Annotated in this window: 18 protein-coding genes; 5 read left to right on the top strand and 13 right to left on the bottom strand. The window is 72.6% G+C overall.

Going from position 1 to position 18,318, the window contains the following annotated elements:
- Positions 1-927, top strand: a complete 927-nt coding sequence (locus tag ACZ4E1_RS02375) for a tyrosine-protein phosphatase (RefSeq protein WP_467535005.1) — start codon at positions 1-3, stop codon at positions 925-927.
- Positions 928-1,107: 180 nt separating this feature from the next.
- On the opposite strand, the gene ACZ4E1_RS02370 is transcribed toward ACZ4E1_RS02375, so the two are convergent.
- The 7 genes from ACZ4E1_RS02370 to hsaA all read right to left on the bottom strand — a co-directional run bounded on the left by ACZ4E1_RS02370 (position 1,108) and on the right by hsaA (position 7,334).
- Entirely contained in the window at positions 1,108-2,688 is a 1,581-nt protein-coding gene (locus tag ACZ4E1_RS02370; protein ID WP_467535003.1) for a DEAD/DEAH box helicase, read from the bottom strand.
- 110 nt (positions 2,689-2,798) lie between these two features.
- Positions 2,799-3,002 (bottom strand): cold-shock protein, encoded by a 204-nt coding sequence (locus tag ACZ4E1_RS02365; RefSeq protein WP_005318814.1) that lies wholly within the window; start codon positions 3,000-3,002, stop codon positions 2,799-2,801.
- Positions 3,003-3,143: 141 nt separating this feature from the next.
- Positions 3,144-3,755 carry a TetR/AcrR family transcriptional regulator gene (locus ACZ4E1_RS02360; RefSeq protein WP_188339495.1) on the bottom strand — a complete coding sequence of 204 codons (612 nt, stop codon included), beginning with the start codon at positions 3,753-3,755 and terminating at the stop codon, positions 3,144-3,146.
- Positions 3,756-3,783: 28 nt separating this feature from the next.
- Positions 3,784-4,347 (bottom strand): flavin reductase family protein, encoded by a 564-nt coding sequence (locus ACZ4E1_RS02355; protein ID WP_467535000.1) that lies wholly within the window; start codon positions 4,345-4,347, stop codon positions 3,784-3,786.
- A complete protein-coding gene (locus ACZ4E1_RS02350; protein ID WP_467534999.1) occupies positions 4,335-5,249 on the bottom strand; it encodes a VOC family protein in 915 nt (304 codons plus the stop codon). The genes ACZ4E1_RS02355 and ACZ4E1_RS02350 overlap by 13 nt, the downstream gene beginning before the upstream one ends.
- A gap of 28 nt (positions 5,250-5,277) precedes the next feature.
- A complete protein-coding gene (gene hsaD / locus ACZ4E1_RS02345) occupies positions 5,278-6,144 on the bottom strand; it encodes a 4,5:9,10-diseco-3-hydroxy-5,9,17-trioxoandrosta-1(10),2-diene-4-oate hydrolase (RefSeq protein WP_467534997.1) in 867 nt (288 codons plus the stop codon).
- A complete protein-coding gene (gene hsaA, locus ACZ4E1_RS02340; RefSeq protein WP_467534996.1) occupies positions 6,141-7,334 on the bottom strand; it encodes a 3-hydroxy-9,10-secoandrosta-1,3,5(10)-triene-9,17-dione monooxygenase oxygenase subunit in 1,194 nt (397 codons plus the stop codon). The genes hsaD and hsaA overlap by 4 nt, the downstream gene beginning before the upstream one ends.
- Positions 7,335-7,604: 270 nt before the next feature.
- Here hsaA and ACZ4E1_RS02335 point away from each other — a divergent pair, with 270 nt between their 5' ends.
- Complete coding sequence (locus tag ACZ4E1_RS02335; RefSeq protein ID WP_467534995.1) at positions 7,605-8,468, top strand: IclR family transcriptional regulator; 864 nt, start codon at positions 7,605-7,607, stop codon at positions 8,466-8,468.
- Positions 8,469-8,646: 178 nt separating this feature from the next.
- Here ACZ4E1_RS02335 and ACZ4E1_RS02330 read toward each other — a convergent pair whose 3' ends face one another.
- Genes ACZ4E1_RS02330 through ACZ4E1_RS02305 form a run of 6 tightly spaced genes read right to left on the bottom strand, consistent with a single transcriptional unit; the run spans position 8,647 to position 13,844 of the window.
- Positions 8,647-9,669, bottom strand: coding sequence for a 2Fe-2S iron-sulfur cluster-binding protein (locus tag ACZ4E1_RS02330; RefSeq protein ID WP_467534992.1), 1,023 nt, complete (start codon positions 9,667-9,669; stop codon positions 8,647-8,649).
- Positions 9,656-9,898 (bottom strand): hypothetical protein, encoded by a 243-nt coding sequence (locus tag ACZ4E1_RS02325; protein WP_467534990.1) that lies wholly within the window; start codon positions 9,896-9,898, stop codon positions 9,656-9,658. Before ACZ4E1_RS02325 ends, ACZ4E1_RS02330 begins: the two co-directional genes overlap by 14 nt.
- Positions 9,895-11,061, bottom strand: a complete 1,167-nt coding sequence (locus ACZ4E1_RS02320; RefSeq protein WP_467534989.1) for a Rieske 2Fe-2S domain-containing protein — start codon at positions 11,059-11,061, stop codon at positions 9,895-9,897. Before ACZ4E1_RS02320 ends, ACZ4E1_RS02325 begins: the two co-directional genes overlap by 4 nt.
- Before the next feature lie 40 nt (positions 11,062-11,101).
- Positions 11,102-12,136 carry a 4-hydroxy-2-oxovalerate aldolase gene (dmpG, locus tag ACZ4E1_RS02315; RefSeq protein ID WP_467534988.1) on the bottom strand — a complete coding sequence of 345 codons (1,035 nt, stop codon included), beginning with the start codon at positions 12,134-12,136 and terminating at the stop codon, positions 11,102-11,104.
- The gene (locus tag ACZ4E1_RS02310) at positions 12,133-13,050 is read right to left on the bottom strand and encodes an acetaldehyde dehydrogenase (acetylating) (RefSeq protein WP_467534986.1); all 918 of its coding nucleotides are present in this window, start codon (positions 13,048-13,050) and stop codon (positions 12,133-12,135) included. Before ACZ4E1_RS02310 ends, dmpG begins: the two co-directional genes overlap by 4 nt.
- An 8-nt stretch (positions 13,051-13,058) precedes the next feature.
- The gene (locus ACZ4E1_RS02305) at positions 13,059-13,844 is read right to left on the bottom strand and encodes a 2-keto-4-pentenoate hydratase (protein WP_467534984.1); all 786 of its coding nucleotides are present in this window, start codon (positions 13,842-13,844) and stop codon (positions 13,059-13,061) included.
- A gap of 178 nt (positions 13,845-14,022) precedes the next feature.
- Between ACZ4E1_RS02305 and ACZ4E1_RS02300 the strand changes: the two genes are divergently transcribed.
- From ACZ4E1_RS02300 to ACZ4E1_RS02290, 3 genes are all read left to right on the top strand, one after another.
- Complete coding sequence (locus ACZ4E1_RS02300; RefSeq protein WP_467534982.1) at positions 14,023-15,579, top strand: FadD3 family acyl-CoA ligase; 1,557 nt, start codon at positions 14,023-14,025, stop codon at positions 15,577-15,579.
- Positions 15,576-16,610, top strand: a complete 1,035-nt coding sequence (locus ACZ4E1_RS02295) for an acyl-CoA dehydrogenase family protein (protein WP_467534980.1) — start codon at positions 15,576-15,578, stop codon at positions 16,608-16,610. Before ACZ4E1_RS02300 ends, ACZ4E1_RS02295 begins: the two co-directional genes overlap by 4 nt.
- A gap of 84 nt (positions 16,611-16,694) precedes the next feature.
- The gene (locus ACZ4E1_RS02290; RefSeq protein ID WP_467534979.1) at positions 16,695-18,293 is read left to right on the top strand and encodes a flavin-containing monooxygenase; all 1,599 of its coding nucleotides are present in this window, start codon (positions 16,695-16,697) and stop codon (positions 18,291-18,293) included.
- Positions 18,294-18,318 lie beyond the last annotated feature (25 nt).

Genomic DNA, 18,318 nt, shown 5'->3' with positions numbered 1-18,318 from the left:
ATGCACGCTCCTCAGGCCGACATCACGGCGCCCTCCCGGCGCCGGGTGCTCGGGGTCACGCTCGGCGTGGCCACGGCGGCGGCGCTCGCTCCGGCGGGCGCCGCCGTCGCGCACGACCGGCTCTTGTCCGCTGCGCCGCCGATCCGGCAGATCCCGCTCCAGGGCGCGGTGAACGTCCGCGACCTCGGTGGGTACCGGGCCCGCTACGGCGGCCGGGTGCGGTACGGGCACGTGTACCGGGCCGACGCCCTCGGCAAGCTGACCGACGCGGATGTCGCGGCGCTGGCGGGGCTGGGGCTGCGGCGGGCGGTCGACTTCCGGGTGCCGTTCGAGGTCCGGATGGACGGCGCCGACCGGCTGCCGGCCGCTGCCGCCGCGGTCTCCCGGCCGATATCCGACGGGGGGATGTCGGCGCAGCTCATCGCGGCGATCGGGTCCAAGGATCCGGCGCGGCAGGAGGCGCTGCTCGGCGGGGACCGGGCGGCGGCGATGATGCGGGCCGTGTACCGGACGTTCGCGTCGGACGCGGTGACGCGGGAGGCGTTCGCGCAGACCCTGCGGGACGCTGCGCGGGGCGACGGGGCGGTGCTGTTCCACTGCACGGCCGGCAAGGACCGTACGGGGTGGCTGGCGTTCGTGCTGCACAGCGTGCTCGGGGTCGCTTCGCGGGACGCCGTGTCCGACTATCTGGCGTCGAACGGGTTCCGGGCGGAGGCCGATGCGCGGACCCGGGCGGGTTTGAAGGCGGCGGGGATGATGCAGAACCCGGACCTTCTGATCCCGGTCCAGGAGGTGCGGGTCGAGTACCTCGCGGCGGGGCTCGACCAGGTCCGTACGGACTTCGGCAGCCTCGGGCGGTACGTCGAGCGGGGTCTGGGCCTTGATCGCCGGGACCTCTGGGCTCTGCGGAGCCGGCTCGTGGGCTGACCGGTCTCGTCGCCGGGTGCCGGCCCGGTGGGGCTTCTCGCGCAGTTCCCCGCGCCCCTGAGATGCGCACTCCGTGCGCCATCTCAGGGGCGCCTGTCATCGGGGAAGTGCGACGCGAAGCGTCTGCATTTCAGGGGCGCGGGGAACTGCGCGACCAGCCCCCACCGGCCCGCAGACGAATCAGTCCGCAGCGGGACGCCGGGGGCGGCGGTTCCGGGGCGGGCGCGCCGCGGTGCCCGCGGAGGCACCGGCGCCCGAACCGGCCCCGCCGGAGCGACGCCCGGCTCCCCCGGACGCCCCACCGGAACGGCCACCGGCTCCCCCGGCCGACCCACCGGCACGGCCACCGGCCCCGCCGGAGCGCCCGCCTCGACCGCCCCGCGACCGGCGCGGCTTCGCAGAGGCCGCCGGAGCCGCAGGTTCCGGCACGACGATGGTGACGGGAACCCCGGAGGGCTCGCGCGCACCCGTGATGGTGACGAGCTCCTCGTCCGTGGAGCGGACCTGGGTGGTGCGCGGGCGCACCCCCGCGTCCCGCATCAGCCGCTGCACGTCCCGCTTCTGCTCGGGCAGGACGAGGGTGACGACGCTGCCGGACTCGCCGGCGCGGGCCGTACGGCCGCCGCGGTGCAGGTAGTCCTTGTGCTCGGTGGGCGGGTCGACGTTGACGACGAGGTCGAGGTCGTCGACGTGGATGCCGCGCGCCGCGACGTTCGTGGCGACGAGCGCGGTGACGCGGCCGTCCTTGAACTGCTCCAGGGTGCGGTTGCGCTGCGGCTGGCTGCGGCCACCGTGCAGCGGGGCCGCGAGGACGCCGGTGCCGAGGAGCCGCTTGGCGAGCCGGTCGGCGGAGCGCTTGGTGTCGACGAAGAGGATGACGCGCCCGTCGCGGGCGGCGATCCGGGCCGTGACGGCCTTCTTGTCGGTCTCGTCGAGCACGTGCAGGACGTGGTGCTCCATCGTCGTGACGGCGCCGGCCGACGGGTCGACGGAGTGCACGACGGGGTCGGTGAGGAACTGGCGGACGAGCCGGTCCACGTTCTTGTCGAGCGTCGCGGAGAAGAGCATCGTCTGGCCGCCCGGCGCGACCTGCTTGAGCAGCGCGGTGACCTGCGGCATGAAGCCCATGTCGGCCATCTGGTCGGCCTCGTCGAGGACCGTGATGCGCACCTCGCCGAGGGCGACGTCGCCGCGCTCTATGAGGTCCTTGAGACGGCCGGGGGTGGCGACGACGACCTCGGCGCCGCGGCGCAGCGCGCCGGCCTGGCGGGAGATCGACATGCCGCCGACGACGGTCGCCAGACGCAGCCGCAGCGCGGTCGCGTACGGGGTGAGGGCGTCGGTGACCTGCTGGGCGAGCTCGCGCGTGGGGACGAGCACGAGGGCCAGCGGCAGCTTCGGCTCGGCGCGCAGGCCCGAGGTGCGGGCGAGCAGCGGAAGGCCGAAGGCGAGCGTCTTGCCGGAGCCGGTACGGCCGCGGCCGAGCAGGTCGCGTCCGGCGAGCGAGTTGGGCAGCGTCGCGGCCTGGATCGGGAACGGCTCGGTGACGCCCTGCTCACCGAGGGTCTTCACGAGGGCGACGGGCATGTCGAGCACGTCGAAGGACTCGGCCGGGGGCAGCGCGGGCGTGGAGCTCTCCGGCATGGTGAACTCAGCCGGCGGGCTGGGCTGCCGCCTGCGCTGCTGTTCGGGCGCGCGGCGCTGGCCACCCGCCGCGGGGCGGGGACTGCGTCGGCGGGACGGGCGGGGGGAGCTGGCCATGCGGCATGCCTTCCGGGGACTGACAGAACAGGCCTGACAGGAACAGGCGGGGACAACGCGAACCGGGGCCCGCACCGCAAGGTGCGGACCCCGGCCCGTGTGCTGCGTGATCAGGCGGGGAGGATGTTCTCCGCCTGGGGGCCCTTCTGGCCCTGGGTCACGTCGAAGGTGACCTTCTGGCCTTCCTGGAGCTCACGGAAGCCCGAGGTGGCGATGTTCGAGTAGTGGGCGAAGACGTCGGCGCCGCCGCCGTCCTGCTCGATGAAGCCGAAGCCCTTTTCCGAGTTGAACCACTTAACGGTACCGGTGGCCATGTTGTTCTCCTTGAACAGGTAGCAGCTCCCATTCCGAGAACACCTCGGAAAACAATAATGCGCCTGAGGAACATTCCCGTCAGGCGCACATAAAGTCTATGGGTACCAAAACTGCAACGCCATCGACTCTAACACGCTCCTTCACCGCGTGGCGATCCCGTCCAGAACCATCGACAGATACTGGCGTGCGATCTCCTCGGGACTGTGGTGTCCACCGGGCCGGTACCAGGACGCGGCGACCCACACGGTGTCGCGCACGAACCGGTAGGTGAGCCGGATGTCGAGGTCGGCGCGGAAGACGCCGTCGGCGACGCCCCGCTCCAGGGTCGTCAGCCAGGTCTTCTCGAAGCGCCGCTGGGACTCGGCGAGGAACTCGAAGCGGTCCTGGGTGACGAGGTGGCGGGACTCCTTCTGGTAGATCGCGACGGCGGGCCGGTGCCGGTCGATCTCCCGGAAGGACTCGGTGACCAGCGCCTGGAGCGTCTCCCGGGGGCCGAGGTCCGCGTCGAGCACGGTGTCGTAGCCGGACCACAGCTCGTCGAGGAACGTGCGCAGGATCTCCTCCAGCATCGATTCCTTGGAGTCGAAGTGGTAGTAGAGGCTGCCGGCGAGCATGCCCGCGTGATCGGCGATCTTGCGGACGGTGGTGGCGTTGTACCCCTGCTCGGCGAAGACCTCGGCCGCGGTCTGGAGCAGCTCGCCGCGCCGCTCGGGCGCGGCGGTCGTCGCCTGGGGCTTCTTCTTGGTAGGCACGCGCCCATTGTCGTACCCGGGGGGACGCTCAGAGCCACAGGGCCGGGTGTTCGTCCGTCAGTTCGCCGCGGCCGGCCTCGGTGAAGCGGCCGGTGCCGAAGCGGGAACGGAAGTAGAGCAGCGGCCGGCCGTCGGGGCGCGGGGTGGTGAGGGCGGTGACGCGGCCGATGACGACCTCGTGGTCGCCGCCGTCGGCGATGCGCTCCACGATGCATTCGAGGTGGGCGAGCGCGCCGTCGAGCAGGACGGTGCCGGGGTCGTGGCCGGTGTGCCAGCCGAGGTCGGCGAACTTGTCGGCGGAGCGGGAGCCGAGGGTGCGGCACTCGCCGCGCTGGTCCTCGGCGAGCACCGAGATGCCGAACCGTCCGGTGGGCCGCAGCCGGGCCCAGCTGGACGAGGTGCGCGCGACGCAGAAGAGCACGAGCGGCGGGTCGAGGGAGAGGGAGGCGAAGGACTGGCAGGCGAGTCCTGCCGGGGCGCCGGCCTCGTCGAGGCCGGCGACGACGGTGACGCCGGAGGCGAACCGGGACAGGGCGTCCCGGAACTCCCCCGGATCGACGGGCGGCGCCATGGTGGTGCTCAGCCGTTCCACTCGTGGCCCCACAGCGAGTCGGAGGTGATCTCCCTGGCGGTCCAGGTGGCGGGGTCGACGATCAGGCCGTCCCAGCCGTACTCGACCTGGAAGCCGCCGGGCGCCTGGGCGTAGAAGGAGACCATGTGGTCGTTGGAGTGACGGCCGAGCGACGAGGCGATCGGGATGCCGGCCTTCTTCATACGGTCCAGGCCGTAGCCGACGTCGTCGAGGGTCTCCAGCTCGACCATGAAGTGGACGATGCCGGGGGGCAGGGCGCCGGGGTAGAGGCCGAGGCTGTGGTGGCGGCGGTTGGGCGACAGGAAGTACATGCGGTACGCGTCCTGGCCGGGCTTGCCGGTGGGGACGGCGACCGGGGGCAGCTGCATGGAGTCGCGCAGCTGGAAGCCGAGGAGGTTCTCGTAGAAGTCGAGGGTCTCGTCGATCTCGACGGCCGGCAGGACGACGTGGCCGAGGCCGAGGTCGCCGGTCGTGGGGCTGGTGGTGCCGGTGACGAAGCGGTTGCCGTAGGGGGTGCCGAGGGGGCTGTGGTCCTGGGCCTGGCCCCAGTAGATCTCCAGCGGGTTGCCGGCCGGGTCGCTGACGTGGAGGAGGCCCTGGACGCGGCGGTCGGCGAGGGTGGCGGCGTCGCCTTCCTTGACGGCGTGTCCGGCGGCCTCCAGCTCGCTCGCGACGCGGGCGAGTTCACGGGCGTTCGGCACCTCGAAGCCGGCGGCGACAAGGCGGTCCTGGGTGCCCGCGACGAACTGGAAGCGGTGGACGCGGTCGTCGATGCGGACGTTGAGCTGCTCGTCGGTGCTGCCCTGGGCCTCGACCATGCCGAGGGTGTCCAGGACGTAGGTGCGCCAGGCGGCGAGGTCCGTCGTCTCGATGCGGAGATAGCCGAGTGAGCGGATGTCCATCCGTAACTCCCGTACGTAGTCAGGTCGTTCAGTGGGTGAAGAAGTCGATGGCGAGGCGGTTGAACGCGTCGGCCTGCTCGGTCTGGGCCCAGTGGCCGCAGTGCGGGAAGACGTGGAGGCGGGCGTTCGGCATCGCCTTGAGGGCGACGAAGGCGCCGTCGATCGGGTTGACGCGGTCCTCGCGGCCCCAGGTGAGCAGGGTGGGGTGGGTGATGCGGTGGGCGTCGCGCCACAGCTGGGTGCGCTCGGTCCAGGCCGGGTTGGCGAAGGCGGCGCCCATGCGGGCGGCGCCGAGCTTGACCTCGGGGTCCAGGGCGCGCAGGTAGCGCTCCTCGACGAAGGCGTCGGTGATGATCGACCGGTCGTACGCGAGGACGGAGAGGAAGGCCCGCATCTGGTCGCGGGTCGGCTCGGGCGACATGTTGAAGTCGAAGAGCCGCTGGATGCCTTCGGTGGGGTCGGCGTGGAACAGGTTGAGGGTGACGCCGCCGGGGCCCATCAGGAGGAGCTTGCCGACGCGGTCGGGGAAGTCGAGGGCGAGCCGGGCGGCGGTGCCGCCGCCGAGCGAGTTGCCCACGAAGTCGGCCTGGTGGATGCCGAGTTCGTCGAGGAGGGCGACGGTGGCGCGGGCGGAGGCGGTCCAGTAGTCGGTGTCGAGTTCGGGCTTGTCGCTGTCGCCGAAGCAGAGCTGGTCGAGCAGGATCGTGCGCAGGCCGGCGGCGGCGAAGGGGGCGAGGTTGGCGCCGAAGTTGGACCAGCCGGAGGCGCCGGGGCCGCCGCCGTGCAGCATGACGACCACGGGTCCGTCGGCGGGGCCCGCCTCGTGGTAGGCGAGGGTGTGGCCGCCGGCCTTGACGGTGCGGCGGGTGGAGTCGGCGGTGAGGGCGGGGGTCACAGCATCACGTCCTGGACGTCGAGGCCGAGGGCGTCCTGACCGAACATCAGCAGGGCGCGCTCGGGGTCGTTGGCGGCGTGGCCGCGGCCGGTGTGGATGTCGCGCCAGGCGCGCTGGACGCCGGCCGGGCCGGCGCCGGTGCGCATGGCGTTGCCGCCCGCGTTCTCCATCAGCAGGTCGACGGCGGCGGCGCAGCGCTCGGTGGCGAGGACCTGGTCGCGGCGGGCGCGGGCACGCAGCTCGGTGCTCAGTTCGCCGCCGGCGCGCACGATCTCGTACATCTCGCCGATGTTTCCGCGCAGTTGGCGCCAGGCGGCGTCGATGTCGCCGGCGGAGCGGGCGAGGCGGATCTGGGCGAAGGGGTCCTCGGCGACCTTCTGGCCGTAGGAGACGCGGATGCGCTCGCGGGTGGCGGCGACGAAGCCGTCCCAGGCGCCCTGGGCGATGCCGACGATCGGCGAGGAGATGGTGGTGGTGAAGACGGCGGCGTACGGGAGGCGGAAGACCGGCTCGGGGTTGATGTCGAGGCCGGGGGCGGCCAGCGCGGTGACGGGGCCGTAGGACAGGGCGCGGTGCTCGGGGACGAAGACGTCCTCGACGAGGATGTCGTTGGAGCCGGTGCCGCGCAGGCCGACGGTGTCCCAGACGTCCTTGATCTCGTAGTCGGTGCGCGGCAGCAGGAAGGCGCGCATGTCGACCGGGTTGCCGTCGGCGTCGGGGACGAGGGCGCCCAGGATGATCCACTGGGCGTGGTCGCAGCCCGAGGAGAAGTGCCAGCGGCCGCTGAGCCGGAAGCCTCCGTCGACGCGGGCCGCGGTGCCGGTCGGGGCGTACGAGGAGGAGATGCGGGTGTCGGCGCGCTCGCCGTTCTCGCCCCAGACCTCGTCCTGCGCGGCCTTCTCGTACAGCGCCACGTGCCAGGGGTGGACCCCGAGGACGGAGGCGACCCATCCGGTGTAGCCGCAGGCCTGGGCGATCTCCTTGACGCAGTCGTAGAAGACGGCCGGGTCGGCGGCGTGTCCGCCGTACCGCTGGGGCTGCAGGAGCCGGAAGAAGCCGGTGGACGCCAGTTCCTTGACCGTGGCCTCGGGGATCTTGCGCAGCTCCTCGGCCTCGGCGGCGCGCTCGGCGACGGCGGGCAGGAGGGCGCGGACCGAGGCGAGGACTGCGGCGGTGGAGTCTTCGGTCATGTGAGGCACCTTCACGATGGGGCGGTGGGGTGAATGTGAGGGGACCGTAGGCGCGGCCCGGGGCGGGGCGACAGACGGGGTTCCCGCTGAGCGGGAAGCGGTGGCGGGGCGGGCCCGGAAAATCCACCGTGTCCGCTCTCTTCCCATGTCAGCCCCTGACGTGGCAAGGTCCCCTCAACGCTGAAGGACGACCGCGTCGTGGCGGTTCGTACCCCTTTGCTCTGTCCCGTTTGGGGGTGTGCTGTGCTCGAAATGGCCCCTGAGGCTGCCGTGGCTCCGCTGTCTCTGCTCGAGAAGGCCGAGAAGGTGCTCGCCGCGTTCGACGGCGGTCGCGGCCGGCTCTCGCTCACCGACGTCATCCACCGGTCGGGCCTGTCGCGCACCTCCGCGCACCGCATCCTGGACCAGCTGGTGCAGCTGCGCTGGCTGGACCGGGAGGGCCGGGACTACCGGCTCGGGCTGCGGATGCTGGAGCACGGCGGTCTTGCGGCGCACCACAACCGGCTGGTGCGGGCCGCCACCCCGCACCTGGACGCGCTGCACGAGGCGACCGGCAAGCAGGTGCACCTGTACGTGCTGGACGGGGCGACGGACGTCGTCTGTCTGGAGCGGTCCGGTTCGCTGCCGTCGTCCGCGGGCGATCGGGCCGACCGTACGCCTCAGGTGCGGGTCGGGGCGCGGCTGCCCGCGCACGCCACGGCGGCGGGGAAGGCGATGCTGGCGTTCGGTGACCAGGCGGACATCGAGCGGGTGCTCGCGGCGGGGCTCGCTCCGCGGACTGCGCGGACCGTGAGCCGGGCCTCGGTGTTCTGCTCGGAGCTTTCGCGGGTGCGGACGTCGGGGCTCGCCTATGACCGGGAGGAGTCGTTCCCGGGGCTCGTGTGTGTGGCGGTGCCGCTGCGTGGGGCGGGGCGGGCTGTTGCGGCCGTGTCCTTGTCCTCGCTGGGTCCGCAGCGGGGGCTCGAGCATCAGGAGGCCCGGCTGCGGGCTGCTGCGCGGGCGATCTGGCGGGATCTGCACGGGCCGGGTCGTGCGGCGCGGTTCGCTCAGGCGCCGGATGTCGCGCCGATGGGGCCCGGGGACCGGACTCTGCCGAACATGTTGAGCTGGGTGCGCCAGGACTCCTGGATGTGATCGAGCGTCGGCGTCTGCGGGTACGTCGTGGCTGGTCGCGCAGTTCCCCGCGCCCCTGGAGATGCGCACTTCGTGCGCTACCTCCAGGGGCGCGTCGGCGCGTCGGGGAAATGCGACGCGAAGCGTCTGCATTTCAGGGGCGCGGGGAACTGCGCGGCCCGCCCCCACCGGCCCGCACTCAATACTCGACCGACACCCGCGAACTGCGCGGCAGCGTCTGGCAGGCCAGGGTGTAGCCCTCCTTGAGGTCCTGTTCGTCGAGGACCTCGTTGCGGATCAGGGTGATGTCACCCGTGACGACCCGGCACGTGCAGGCCGCGCACGCGCCCTCGCGGCAGGAGAACGGGGCGTCGACGCCGGCCGCGAGCAGCGCGTCGAGCAGCGGGGTGTCCTCGGGCCAGGCCACCTCGTGCGTCTCCCCGTCGAGGCTGACGATCGCGGTGGAGGCGGGGCCCGTACCGGCCGAGGCCGAGACCGCGGGCACGGGAGCCGTGAACACGTCGCCGGAGAGGGAGAAGTACCGCTCCCGGTGGACGGCGCCGGCGCCCGCGCCGCGCAGGGCCTCCTCGGCCGCGTCCATGAAGGGGGCCGGGCCGCACAGGTAGGCGGGCCGGTCGCCGTACGGGGCGAGGAGCGGGCCGAGGGCCGCCGGTGCGGGCAGGCCCTGGAGCGACTCCAGCCAGTGCAGGACGGTGAGCCGGCCCGGATGGGCGGCGGCCAGGTCCTGGAGCGCGCCGCGCAGGATGACGGAGCGCTCGTCTCGGTTGGCGTAGAGCAGGGTGACGCGGCCGGTGCCGGCGGTGAGGACCGACGCGGCGATCGACAGGACCGGGGTGATGCCGCTGCCCGCGGCGGCGAGCAGCAGGTCGGTGTCGAGGTCGGCCGGGGTGAAGGTGCCGGCCGGGGCGAGCGCGGTGACGGTGTCGCCGGCCCGCAGCTGCTGACAGACCCAGTGGGAGCCGGTGCCCCCGGGCACGTGCTTGACCGTGACCCGGGGCAGTTCGCCGGTGTGCGGGGAGCTGGACAGGGAGTAGCAGCGGGCGTGGCCGCCGGGCACCTGGAGGGTGAGGAACTGGCCGGGCGCGTACGCGAGTTCCGGGGCGTCGAGGACGACGGTGACGGCGTCCTCGGTCTCCGGGACGATCTCGGCGACGCGCAGGCTCAGGGTGCGCGGGCCGCCCGGGAGGTCAGGGCTGCTCACGCCGGGTCACCTCCAGCCGGCCCGTGTCGACGGCGGAGTCGATCGCGGTGCGCAGGGCGGTGCAGTCCGGGACCCGTGCGACGGGGGTCCCGGCGGCGCCGGCCGCCTGCGCCGCGATGCGCGGGCAGGCGGCGGCGGTGTCGGCCGTCCACTGGATCTGGAGGTGGGCCGGGCTGTACTTCTCGCAGAGCACCTGGTTGCCGCAGGTGTCGCAGACGACGGGGGTCATGCCCCGTCTCCTTCCGTGGGCTGGGCGGCGGCGGCGCGCAGGGCCAGGTTGGCCTCGGCCTCGGCGCGCCAGTTCTCGTTGGCGCGGCGGGTGTCGATCTCGAACTCGAAGCGGCGCACCATCTCGTCCTTGACGTCGGCGGCGTCCACGTAGAACTGCTCGTACCAGCGGCGCAGTTGGTAGACGGGGCCGTCCTCCTCGGTGAGGAGCGGGTTGTCGATGCGGGTCTTGTTCTTCCAGATCTCGACGTCCTGCTCGAAGCCGACGGCGAGGCCCTCGCTGGTGAGGCGGGCGGCCTCGGCGGCCTCGGCGTCACTCATGCCGGGGAGCTTCTTGACCATGGCGCCGTACTGGAGGACGAAGCGGTCCGGGCCCACCGGGTAGTGGCAGTTGATGAGGATGGACTCCATCTCGGCGCCCGGCGCGACCTCCGTGTACAGCCAGTCGATCATGTACGAGGGGCCGAAGTAGGAGGCGTCGGAGCGGATGGCGCCGCTGGACAGGGAGCCGAGGTCGATGTCCGGGCGGGGCTCGGAGCGCATGTGCTGGGTGGCGACGTGCCCGTCGAAGATGTTCTTGAAGTAGACGGGGAACGAGTAGTGGATGTAGTAGAAGTGCGCCATGTCGACCACGTTGTCGACGATCTCGCGGCAGTTGGCGTCGATCGTGATCGTGTTCCACTGCCAGTCGGACCACTGGGCCCGCTCCTCGTCGGAGCCGTGGATGCCCGCGATCTCGGGGATGTCCTCCTCGGGGCGGGGCGGGTTGCCCTCGGGGTCGTGCCAGACGAAGAGCTGCCGGTTGCGCTCCATGGCGTGCCAGGTGCGGGTGCGGGCGCGCGGCGGGACACGGCGGGCGTACGGGATGGCGGCGCACTTGCCGTCGCCGGACCAGCGCCAGTCGTGGAACGGGCAGGCGACGGTGTCGCCCTTGACGGTGCCGTGGGCGAGGTTGCCACCCATGTGGGGACAGTAGGCGTTGAGGACGTGGAGCTCTCCGTCGTCCTCGCCCTGGAAGACGACGAGCTTGGTGCCGAAGGCCTGGATCTCGTGCGGCTTGCCGTCACGGAAGTCCGCGGCGAGGCCCAGGCAGTGCCAGCCGCGGGCGAAGCGGACCGGGGCGGTGCCGGTCTCGATGACGCGGACGTCGTTGTCGGTGGTCATGTTCTTCACACCCTTCTCTTCCGAATGTCTGCTGGACGGTTCAGGAACGGGCCGCGAGGGAGACGGCGATGTCGATGAGCTGGTCCTCCTGGCCGCCGACGAGCTTGCGGCGGCCGGCTTCGAGGAGGATCTCGGCGCCGGAGACGCCGTAGCGCTCGGCCTGCCGGTCGGCGTGCTTGAGGAACGAGGAGTAGACGCCGGCGTAGCCGATGAGCAGGGACATCCGGTCGAGGAGGCACTCGTCGTCCATGACGGGCCGTACGACGTCCTCGGCCACGTCGATGATCTTCAGGACGTCGATGCCGGTGCGCCAGCCGGACTTCTCGGCGACGGCGGCGAACGCCTCGACGGGCGTGTTGCCGGCGCCGGCGCCGAAGCGGCGGGTGGAGCCGTCGATCTGGCGGGCGCCCGCGCGCACGGCGGCGACGGAGTTGCCGACGCCGAGCCCGAGGTTCTCGTGGCCGTGGAAGCCGACCTGGGCGTCGTCGCCGAGCTCGGCGACGAGGGCCGAGACGCGGTCGGTGACGTCGTCCATGAGGAGGGCGCCGGCCGAGTCGACGACGTAGACGCACTGGCAGCCGGCGTCGGCCATGATGCGGGCCTGCTTCGCGAGCTTCTCCGGGGTGGTGGCGTGGGCCATCATCAGGAAGCCGACGGTCTCCAGGCCCATCTCGCGGGCGAGCTGGAAGTGCTGCTCGCTGACGTCGGCCTCGGTGCAGTGGGTGGCGATGCGGCAGATGTCGGCGCCGTTGGCCTGCGCGGCGCGGATGTCGTCCTTGACGCCGAGTCCGGGCAGCATCAGGAACGCGATCTTGGCGCGCTCGGCGGCCTCGACGGCGGTCTTGATGAGCTCCTGCTCGGGGGTGTGCGAGAAGCCGTAGTTGAAGGAGGAGCCGCCGAGTCCGTCGCCGTGGGTGACCTCGATGACGGGGACACCGGCACCGTCGAGGGCGGTGACGATCGAGCGGACGTTCTCCACCGTGAACTGGTGGCGGTGGGCGTGCGAGCCGTCGCGCAGCGACGAGTCGGTCACGCGGAGGTCGAGCTCCGCCGAGTAGGGCGCTTCGATGGTCACTTGCCACTCCCCTGCTGAATGCGGCGGGCGAACTCCTCGCCGACGCGGGTCGCGGCGGCGGTCATGATGTCGAGGTTTCCTGCGTAGGGCGGCAGGAAGTCGCCGGCGCCCTCGACCTCCAGGAAGAGGGCGACGCGGGCCATGCCGCCGTTCTCGGGGCGGGGCGCGTCGAACTGCGGGTCGGCGCGCAGCCGGTAGCCGGGCACGTACTCCGCGACCTGGGCGGCGACCTCCTTGACGCTGCGCACGATCGCCTCGTGGTCGCAGTCCTCGGGGATCGCGCAGAAGACGGTGTCGCGCATGATGACGGGCGGCTCGGCCGGGTTCAGGATGATGATCGCCTTGCCGCGCTGGGCGCCGCCGATCTGCTCGATGCCGCGCGAGGTGGTGCGGGTGAACTCGTCGATGTTCTGCCGGGTGCCGGGTCCCGCGGACACGGAGGCGACGGACGCGACGATCTCGGCGTAGGCGACGGGCACGACGCGGGAGACGGCGTACACCATGGGGATGGTGGCCTGGCCGCCGCAGGTGACCATGTTGACGTTGTCGGCGTCGAGGTGCGCGGTGAGGTTGGCGGGCGGCACGAGGCCGGGGCCGATGGCGGCGGGCGTCAGGTCGATGGCCCGGATGCCGGCTTCCTTGTAGCGCGGGGCGTTCGCGGCGTGCACGTAGGCGCTGGTGGCCTCGAAGACCAGGTCGGGCAGCTCGTCCTGGGCCAGCAGCCGGTCGACGCCTTCGTGGCTGGCGTCGAGGCCCGCCTCACGGGCCTTGGCGAGGCCCTCGCTGGCCGGGTCGACGCCGATCATCCAGCGGGGTTCGATGAGCTCCGAGCGCTGGAGCTTGTAGAGAAGGTCGGTTCCGATGTTGCCGGAGCCGACGATGGCGGCGGTCGCCTTCTTCCGTACGGTCGTCATACTCAGCCTCACTCGAAGGAAAGGGACACCGAGCCGAGCCCGGTGAAGTCGGCGGTGTAGGTGCGGCCCGGCGCGATGTCGACGGCGCGGGTGCAGGAGCCGGGCAGGATCAGGTGCCCCGCCTCCAGGCGCACGCCGAACCGGGCGACGGTGCGGGCCAGCCACGCGACGGACTCGGCGGGGTCGCCGAGCACGGCGTCGCCGCGGCCGGTGGCGAGCTCCGCGCCGGTGTCGTCGGTGAGCCGGGCCTCGACGGCCCCCAGGTCGAGGCCCGCGGGGGCACGGCCGGCGCCGACGACGTATCCGGCCGAGGAGGCGTTGTCGGCGATGGTGTCGCCGATGGAGATGCGCCAGTCCGCGATCCGGGAGTCGATCAACTCCAGGGCGGGGACGACGCGTTCGGTGGCGGCGAGCACGTCGGCGACGGTGCAGTCCTCGCCGGGGAGGCTTGCTCCGAGGACGAAGCCGATCTCGACCTCGATCCGCGGCGCGCAGTAGCGGGCGGCGGGGACGGGGGTGCCCTCGGTGAGCTCCATGGTGGACAGGAGGTGGCCGTAGTCGGGTTCGTCGACGCCCATCATCTGCTGCATGACGGGCGAGGACAGGCCGACCTTGTGGCCGTGCACCCGCTCGCCAGCGGCGACGCGGCCACGGATCCCGATGAGCTGGATCTCGTACGCGTCGACGGCGGTGAGCCCCTGGAAGGTCTCCGTCAGCGGCGCGATCGGCGCGCGTGCCGCCTCCGCCGCGGCCAGCGCCTCGGCGGCCTTGTGCCGTTCCTGCTCGGTGAGCATCGCGCCCGCTCCTCACTGCTCGGTTGCCGGTGGCTGTTGCCCGGGTGCCGTGACCGTAGGCGGGGGGCGCGGCCCGCTGCGACGGTCACTTCCCGGTGAGTGGGAAGGGGCGGCTGCCGCACCGCCCCCGGCTCTGCGAACCTCCCCGGCGTACGGACTTCTGAGGAGGGTGCGCCGGATGGACGGGCCACTGACGATCGCCGGACTCGCGGACTGGGCGGCCGACGCCTGGGGCGACGACGAGGCCCTCGGGTACGAGGGCGAGAGCTGGACTTTCGAGGCGCTGCGGGACGCGGTCGACGAGGCCGCGCGGGCGCTGATGGCGCAGGGTCTCGCGCCGGGCGACCGGGTCGCGCTGTGGGCGCCGAACAGTGCGCGCTGGGTCGTCGCCGCGCTCGGCGCGCTCGCCGCGGGCGGGGTGCTCGTCCCGGTGAACACCCGCTACCGGGCCCGGGAGGCGGCGGACATGCTGCGCCGGGCGCGCTGCCGGGTGCTGTTCACCGAGACGGACTTCCTGGGCACCGACTACGCGCGGATGCTCGCGGAGTCCGGGGAGGAGCTGCCGGACCTGGACCGGGTCGTGATCCTGCACGACGAGGCCGCCTGGGCCGGATTCCTGGGCCGCGCGTCCGAGGTGGACGGCGCGGCGCGGCGGGCCCGCACCGAGGCGGTGAGCCCGGACGATGTCGCGGACATCCTGTTCACGTCCGGGACCACGGGGCGCCCCAAGGGGGTGCTGACCACGCACGGGCAGACGGTGCGCGTGTACGCGGAGTGGGCGAAGGGCGTGACGCTGACGCGCGGGGACCGGTATCTGCTGGTCAACCCGTTCTTCCACACCTTCGGCTACAAGGCCGGGATCGTGGCCTGTCTGCGGGTGGGCGCGACGATGCTGCCGGAGCGGGTCTTCGACGCGGAGCGGGCGCTGCGGCGGATCGCGACCGAGCGGGTGAGCGTCCTGACGGGGGCGCCGGCGGTGTTCCGCGCGGTGCTGGACCATCCGCGGCGGGCCGAGTTCGCCGTCGACTCGATGCGGATGGCGGGGACCGGCGCGGCCGGCATCCCGACGACGCTGATCGAGGAGATCCGTGAACAGCTGGGCGCGGGGCTGGTGTTCACCGCGTACGGGCTCACGGAGTCGGACGGCACGGTGGCGATCTGTCCGCCCACCGAGTCGGCGGAGCGGCTCGCGCACACCTCGGGCAAGGCGCTGCCGGGCACGGAGCTGCGGATCGACTCCGCGGTGCCGGGTGAGCCGGGCGAGATCCTGACCCGGGGCTTCCATGTGATGCGCGGCTATCTGGACGATCCGGAGGCGACGGCGGAAGCGGTCGACGCGGACGGCTGGCTGCACACCGGCGATGTCGGGGTCCTGGACGAGCGGGGCTTCCTGACGATCACGGACCGGCTGAAGGACATGTTCGTGGTCGGCGGGTTCAACGCCTATCCGGCCGAGATCGAGCAGGTGCTGCGCACGCATCCGCGGCTCTCGGACGTGTCGGTGGTCGGCGCGCCCGACCGGCGGCTCGGCGAGGTCGGGATCGCGTTCTGCGTGCCGGCGCACGGTGAACAGCAGCCGGACGACGCGGAGTTGACACGCTGGGCGCGGGAGCGGCTGGCGAACTTCAAGGTGCCGCGCCGGTTCCTGCCGCTCACGGAACTGCCGCACAACGCGGCGGGCAAGGTCGACAAGCCGGCGCTGCGCGCGCGGGCCGCACAGGAGGTGGCCGGATGAGCGGCGCACGCACACCGGAACAGCGGGAGCTCGCGGCGGCGGTCCGCCAGGTGCTGACCGCGCACGAGGGCGCGGCGGCCTGGGAGCCGCTCGCCGGGCAGATCGGCGTGGCGGGGCTCGCGATCCCCGAGGAGTACGGCGGTTTCGGCGCCGGACCGGGTGAACTGGCCGTTGTCGGCGAGGAGTTGGGCCGTGCGCTGAGTCCCGTGCCGTTCCTCGGCAGTGCCGTCCTGGTGCCGGCCGCGCTGGTGGCGAGCGGGGACACCGAGGTGTGCGCGGGGCTGCTGCCGGAGCTGGCGGAGGGCTCACGGACGGCGTCGCTCGCGTGGGCCGAGAAGGACGCCGAGTGGGACACCGCGCGCCAGCGGACCAGCGCCGCGCTGCGGCAGGGCACGTGGCGGCTGTCCGGCGTGAAGGAGTACCTGCCGGCGGCGGGCGACACGCTGCTCGTCGTGGCGCGCACCGAGCACCACGGGCCGAGCCTGTTCCTGGTCCCGGCCGACGCCGAGGGGGTCGCTCTCACGCCGGTGCCGGTGATGGACGACAGCCGGCCGCAGTGGCGGCTCGAACTGACCCGGGCCGAGGGCGTGCCGGTGGGTGAACTCGGCGCCGCCGCCCCGGCGTTGGCCGCCGCCCTGGAGGCGGGGGCGCTGGTGCTCGCCGCGGACGCGGTGGGCGGGGCGTCCGTCGCGTTCGAGTCGACGCTCCAGTACGCCAAGGACCGGGAGCAGTTCGGCCGCCCGATCGGCTCGTTCCAGGCGGTCAAGCACCGGCTGGCCGACCTGTTCACCTCGCTGGAGTCCTCGCGTTCGCTGCTGGCCGCGGCGGTGGACGGCGAGGTGCCCGCGGGCGCGGCGAAGGCGGCGTGCTGCGAGAGCTTCGAGTGGATCGCCGGTGAGGCGATCCAGCTGCACGGCGGCATCGCGATCACCTGGGAGCACCCGGCGCACCGCTGGTTCAAGCGGGCCCACTCGGCGGCCCGGCTGCTCGGCTCGTCGGCCTGGCACCGCCGGAACCTGGCGCTGGTCTGACACGCGCGACCCCGGCCCCGGCCCTCGCCCTCTCATCCCCTCCCCCTCGGACCTCTTTCCGAACGTCTCACGAAAGGACCCGTCATGCCTGAACAGGTGGACGTCGTCATCGTCGGTGCCGGCTTCTCCGGCCTCTACGCCGCGTACCGGATGCGCGCCCTCGGTCTCACCGTCGCCGGGTTCGAGCGCGGAGAGGGCCCCGGCGGCGTCTGGTACTGGAACCGGTACCCGGGCGCCCGCTGTGACGTGGAGTCCGTCGACTACTCGTACTCCTTCGACCAGGAGCTGGAGCAGGAGTGGGACTGGTCGGAGAAGTACGCGACGCAGCCGGAGATCCTGCGCTACGTCGAGCATGTCGTCGAACGCCACGACCTGCTGCGGCACTTCACGTTCGGCACCTCGGTCGTCTCCGCCGAGCTGGACGAGGAGCGGCTGCGCTGGACGGTGCGCACGGACGACGGCCGGGTCGTGGAGGCCCGGTACGTGCTGACGTGCGTGGGCTGTCTGTCGACGGCGCACACCCCGCAGATCGAGGGCGTCGCCGACTTCGCCGGGGCCTCGTACCACACGGGGCAGTGGCCGCACGAGGGCGTCGACCTGACGGGGCTGCGGGTCGGTGTGATCGGCACGGGGTCCTCGGGCATCCAGTCGATCCCGCTGATCGCCGAGGACGCGGCGCATCTGACCGTGTTCCAGCGCAGCGCCAACTACTCGATCCCGGCGGGCAACAAGCCGCTGAGCGACGCGGAGCGGGCGGCGCAGAAGGCCTCGTACGCCGAGCGGCGGGCCCTGTCCCGGCGCTCCGGTGGCGGCTCTCCGCACATGGCGCACCCGCTGAACACCCTGGAGGCGGCGGCCGAGGAGCGCCGGGCCGCGTTCGAGGAGCGGTGGCGGCTGGGCGGGGTGCTGTACTCCAAGACGTTCCCGGACCAGGTCACGAGCAAGGCGGCGAACGACGTGGCGCGCGCCTTCTGGGAGGAGAAGGTCCGGGCGGTCGTCGACGACCCGGCCGTCGCCGATCTCCTGGTCCCCACCGACCATCCCATCGGCACGAAGCGCATCGTCACGGACGACGGCTACTACGAGACGTACAACCGCGACGACGTGCGCCTCGTGAACCTCAAGGCGACGCCGATCGAGCGGATCGAGGCGTCCGGTGTGCGGCTCGCGGGCGGTGAACTGGTCGAGCTGGACGTCCTCGTGTACGCGACCGGCTTCGACGCGATGACCGGTTCCCTCGACCGGATCGGGATCACGGGCCGCGCCGGGCGGACCCTGAAGGAGGCGTGGGCGGCCGGTCCGCGCACGTACCTCGGGCTCGGCGTGGACGGCTTCCCGAACCTGTTCAACATCGCGGGGCCCGGCTCCCCCTCGGTGCTCGCCAACATGATCCTGTGCGGCGAGCAGCACGTGGACTGGATCGCGGACCTTCTGACGCATCTGTCGGAGCGGGGGCACGCGGGCGTGGAGGCGCGGACCGCGGCGGTCGACGGCTGGGTCGAGGAGTGCCGCAGGCGGGCCGACGGCACGCTGATGCCGGCGGCGAACTCCTGGTACCTGGGCGCCAACATCCCGGGCAAGCCACGGGTGTTCATGCCGTTCGTCGGCGGGTTCGGCGCGTACGGGGACATCATCGAGAAGGTCGCGGCGGACGGCTACGAGGGCTTCGAGCTGCTGAGCTGACGGCCCCTGGGGGCATACGCGGAAG

Source organism: Streptomyces sp. NPDC025806, from assembly GCF_055558275.1.
Note: the sequence above shows the minus strand (reverse complement) of the source record. Positions and strands in the feature narration are given on the sequence as shown.

What these genes read in the sequence shown, in the direction of transcription:
- ACZ4E1_RS02375 (WP_467535005.1), top strand. Translation starts at nt 1, where the DNA reads ATGCACGCTCCTCAGGCCGACATCACGGCGCCCTCCCGGCGCCGGGTG.
- ACZ4E1_RS02370 (WP_467535003.1), bottom strand. Translation starts at nt 2,688, where the DNA reads ATGGCCAGCTCCCCCCGCCCGTCCCGCCGACGCAGTCCCCGCCCCGCG.
- ACZ4E1_RS02365 (WP_005318814.1), bottom strand. Translation starts at nt 3,002, where the DNA reads ATGGCCACCGGTACCGTTAAGTGGTTCAACTCGGAAAAGGGCTTCGGC.
- ACZ4E1_RS02350 (WP_467534999.1), bottom strand. Translation starts at nt 5,249, where the DNA reads ATGGACATCCGCTCACTCGGCTATCTCCGCATCGAGACGACGGACCTC.
- hsaA (WP_467534996.1), bottom strand. Translation starts at nt 7,334, where the DNA reads ATGACCGAAGACTCCACCGCCGCAGTCCTCGCCTCGGTCCGCGCCCTC.
- ACZ4E1_RS02325 (WP_467534990.1), bottom strand. Translation starts at nt 9,898, where the DNA reads ATGACCCCCGTCGTCTGCGACACCTGCGGCAACCAGGTGCTCTGCGAG.
- ACZ4E1_RS02320 (WP_467534989.1), bottom strand. Translation starts at nt 11,061, where the DNA reads ATGACCACCGACAACGACGTCCGCGTCATCGAGACCGGCACCGCCCCG.
- ACZ4E1_RS02310 (WP_467534986.1), bottom strand. Translation starts at nt 13,050, where the DNA reads ATGACGACCGTACGGAAGAAGGCGACCGCCGCCATCGTCGGCTCCGGC.
- ACZ4E1_RS02305 (WP_467534984.1), bottom strand. Translation starts at nt 13,844, where the DNA reads ATGCTCACCGAGCAGGAACGGCACAAGGCCGCCGAGGCGCTGGCCGCG.
- ACZ4E1_RS02300 (WP_467534982.1), top strand. Translation starts at nt 14,023, where the DNA reads ATGGACGGGCCACTGACGATCGCCGGACTCGCGGACTGGGCGGCCGAC.
- ACZ4E1_RS02295 (WP_467534980.1), top strand. Translation starts at nt 15,576, where the DNA reads ATGAGCGGCGCACGCACACCGGAACAGCGGGAGCTCGCGGCGGCGGTC.
- ACZ4E1_RS02290 (WP_467534979.1), top strand. Translation starts at nt 16,695, where the DNA reads ATGCCTGAACAGGTGGACGTCGTCATCGTCGGTGCCGGCTTCTCCGGC.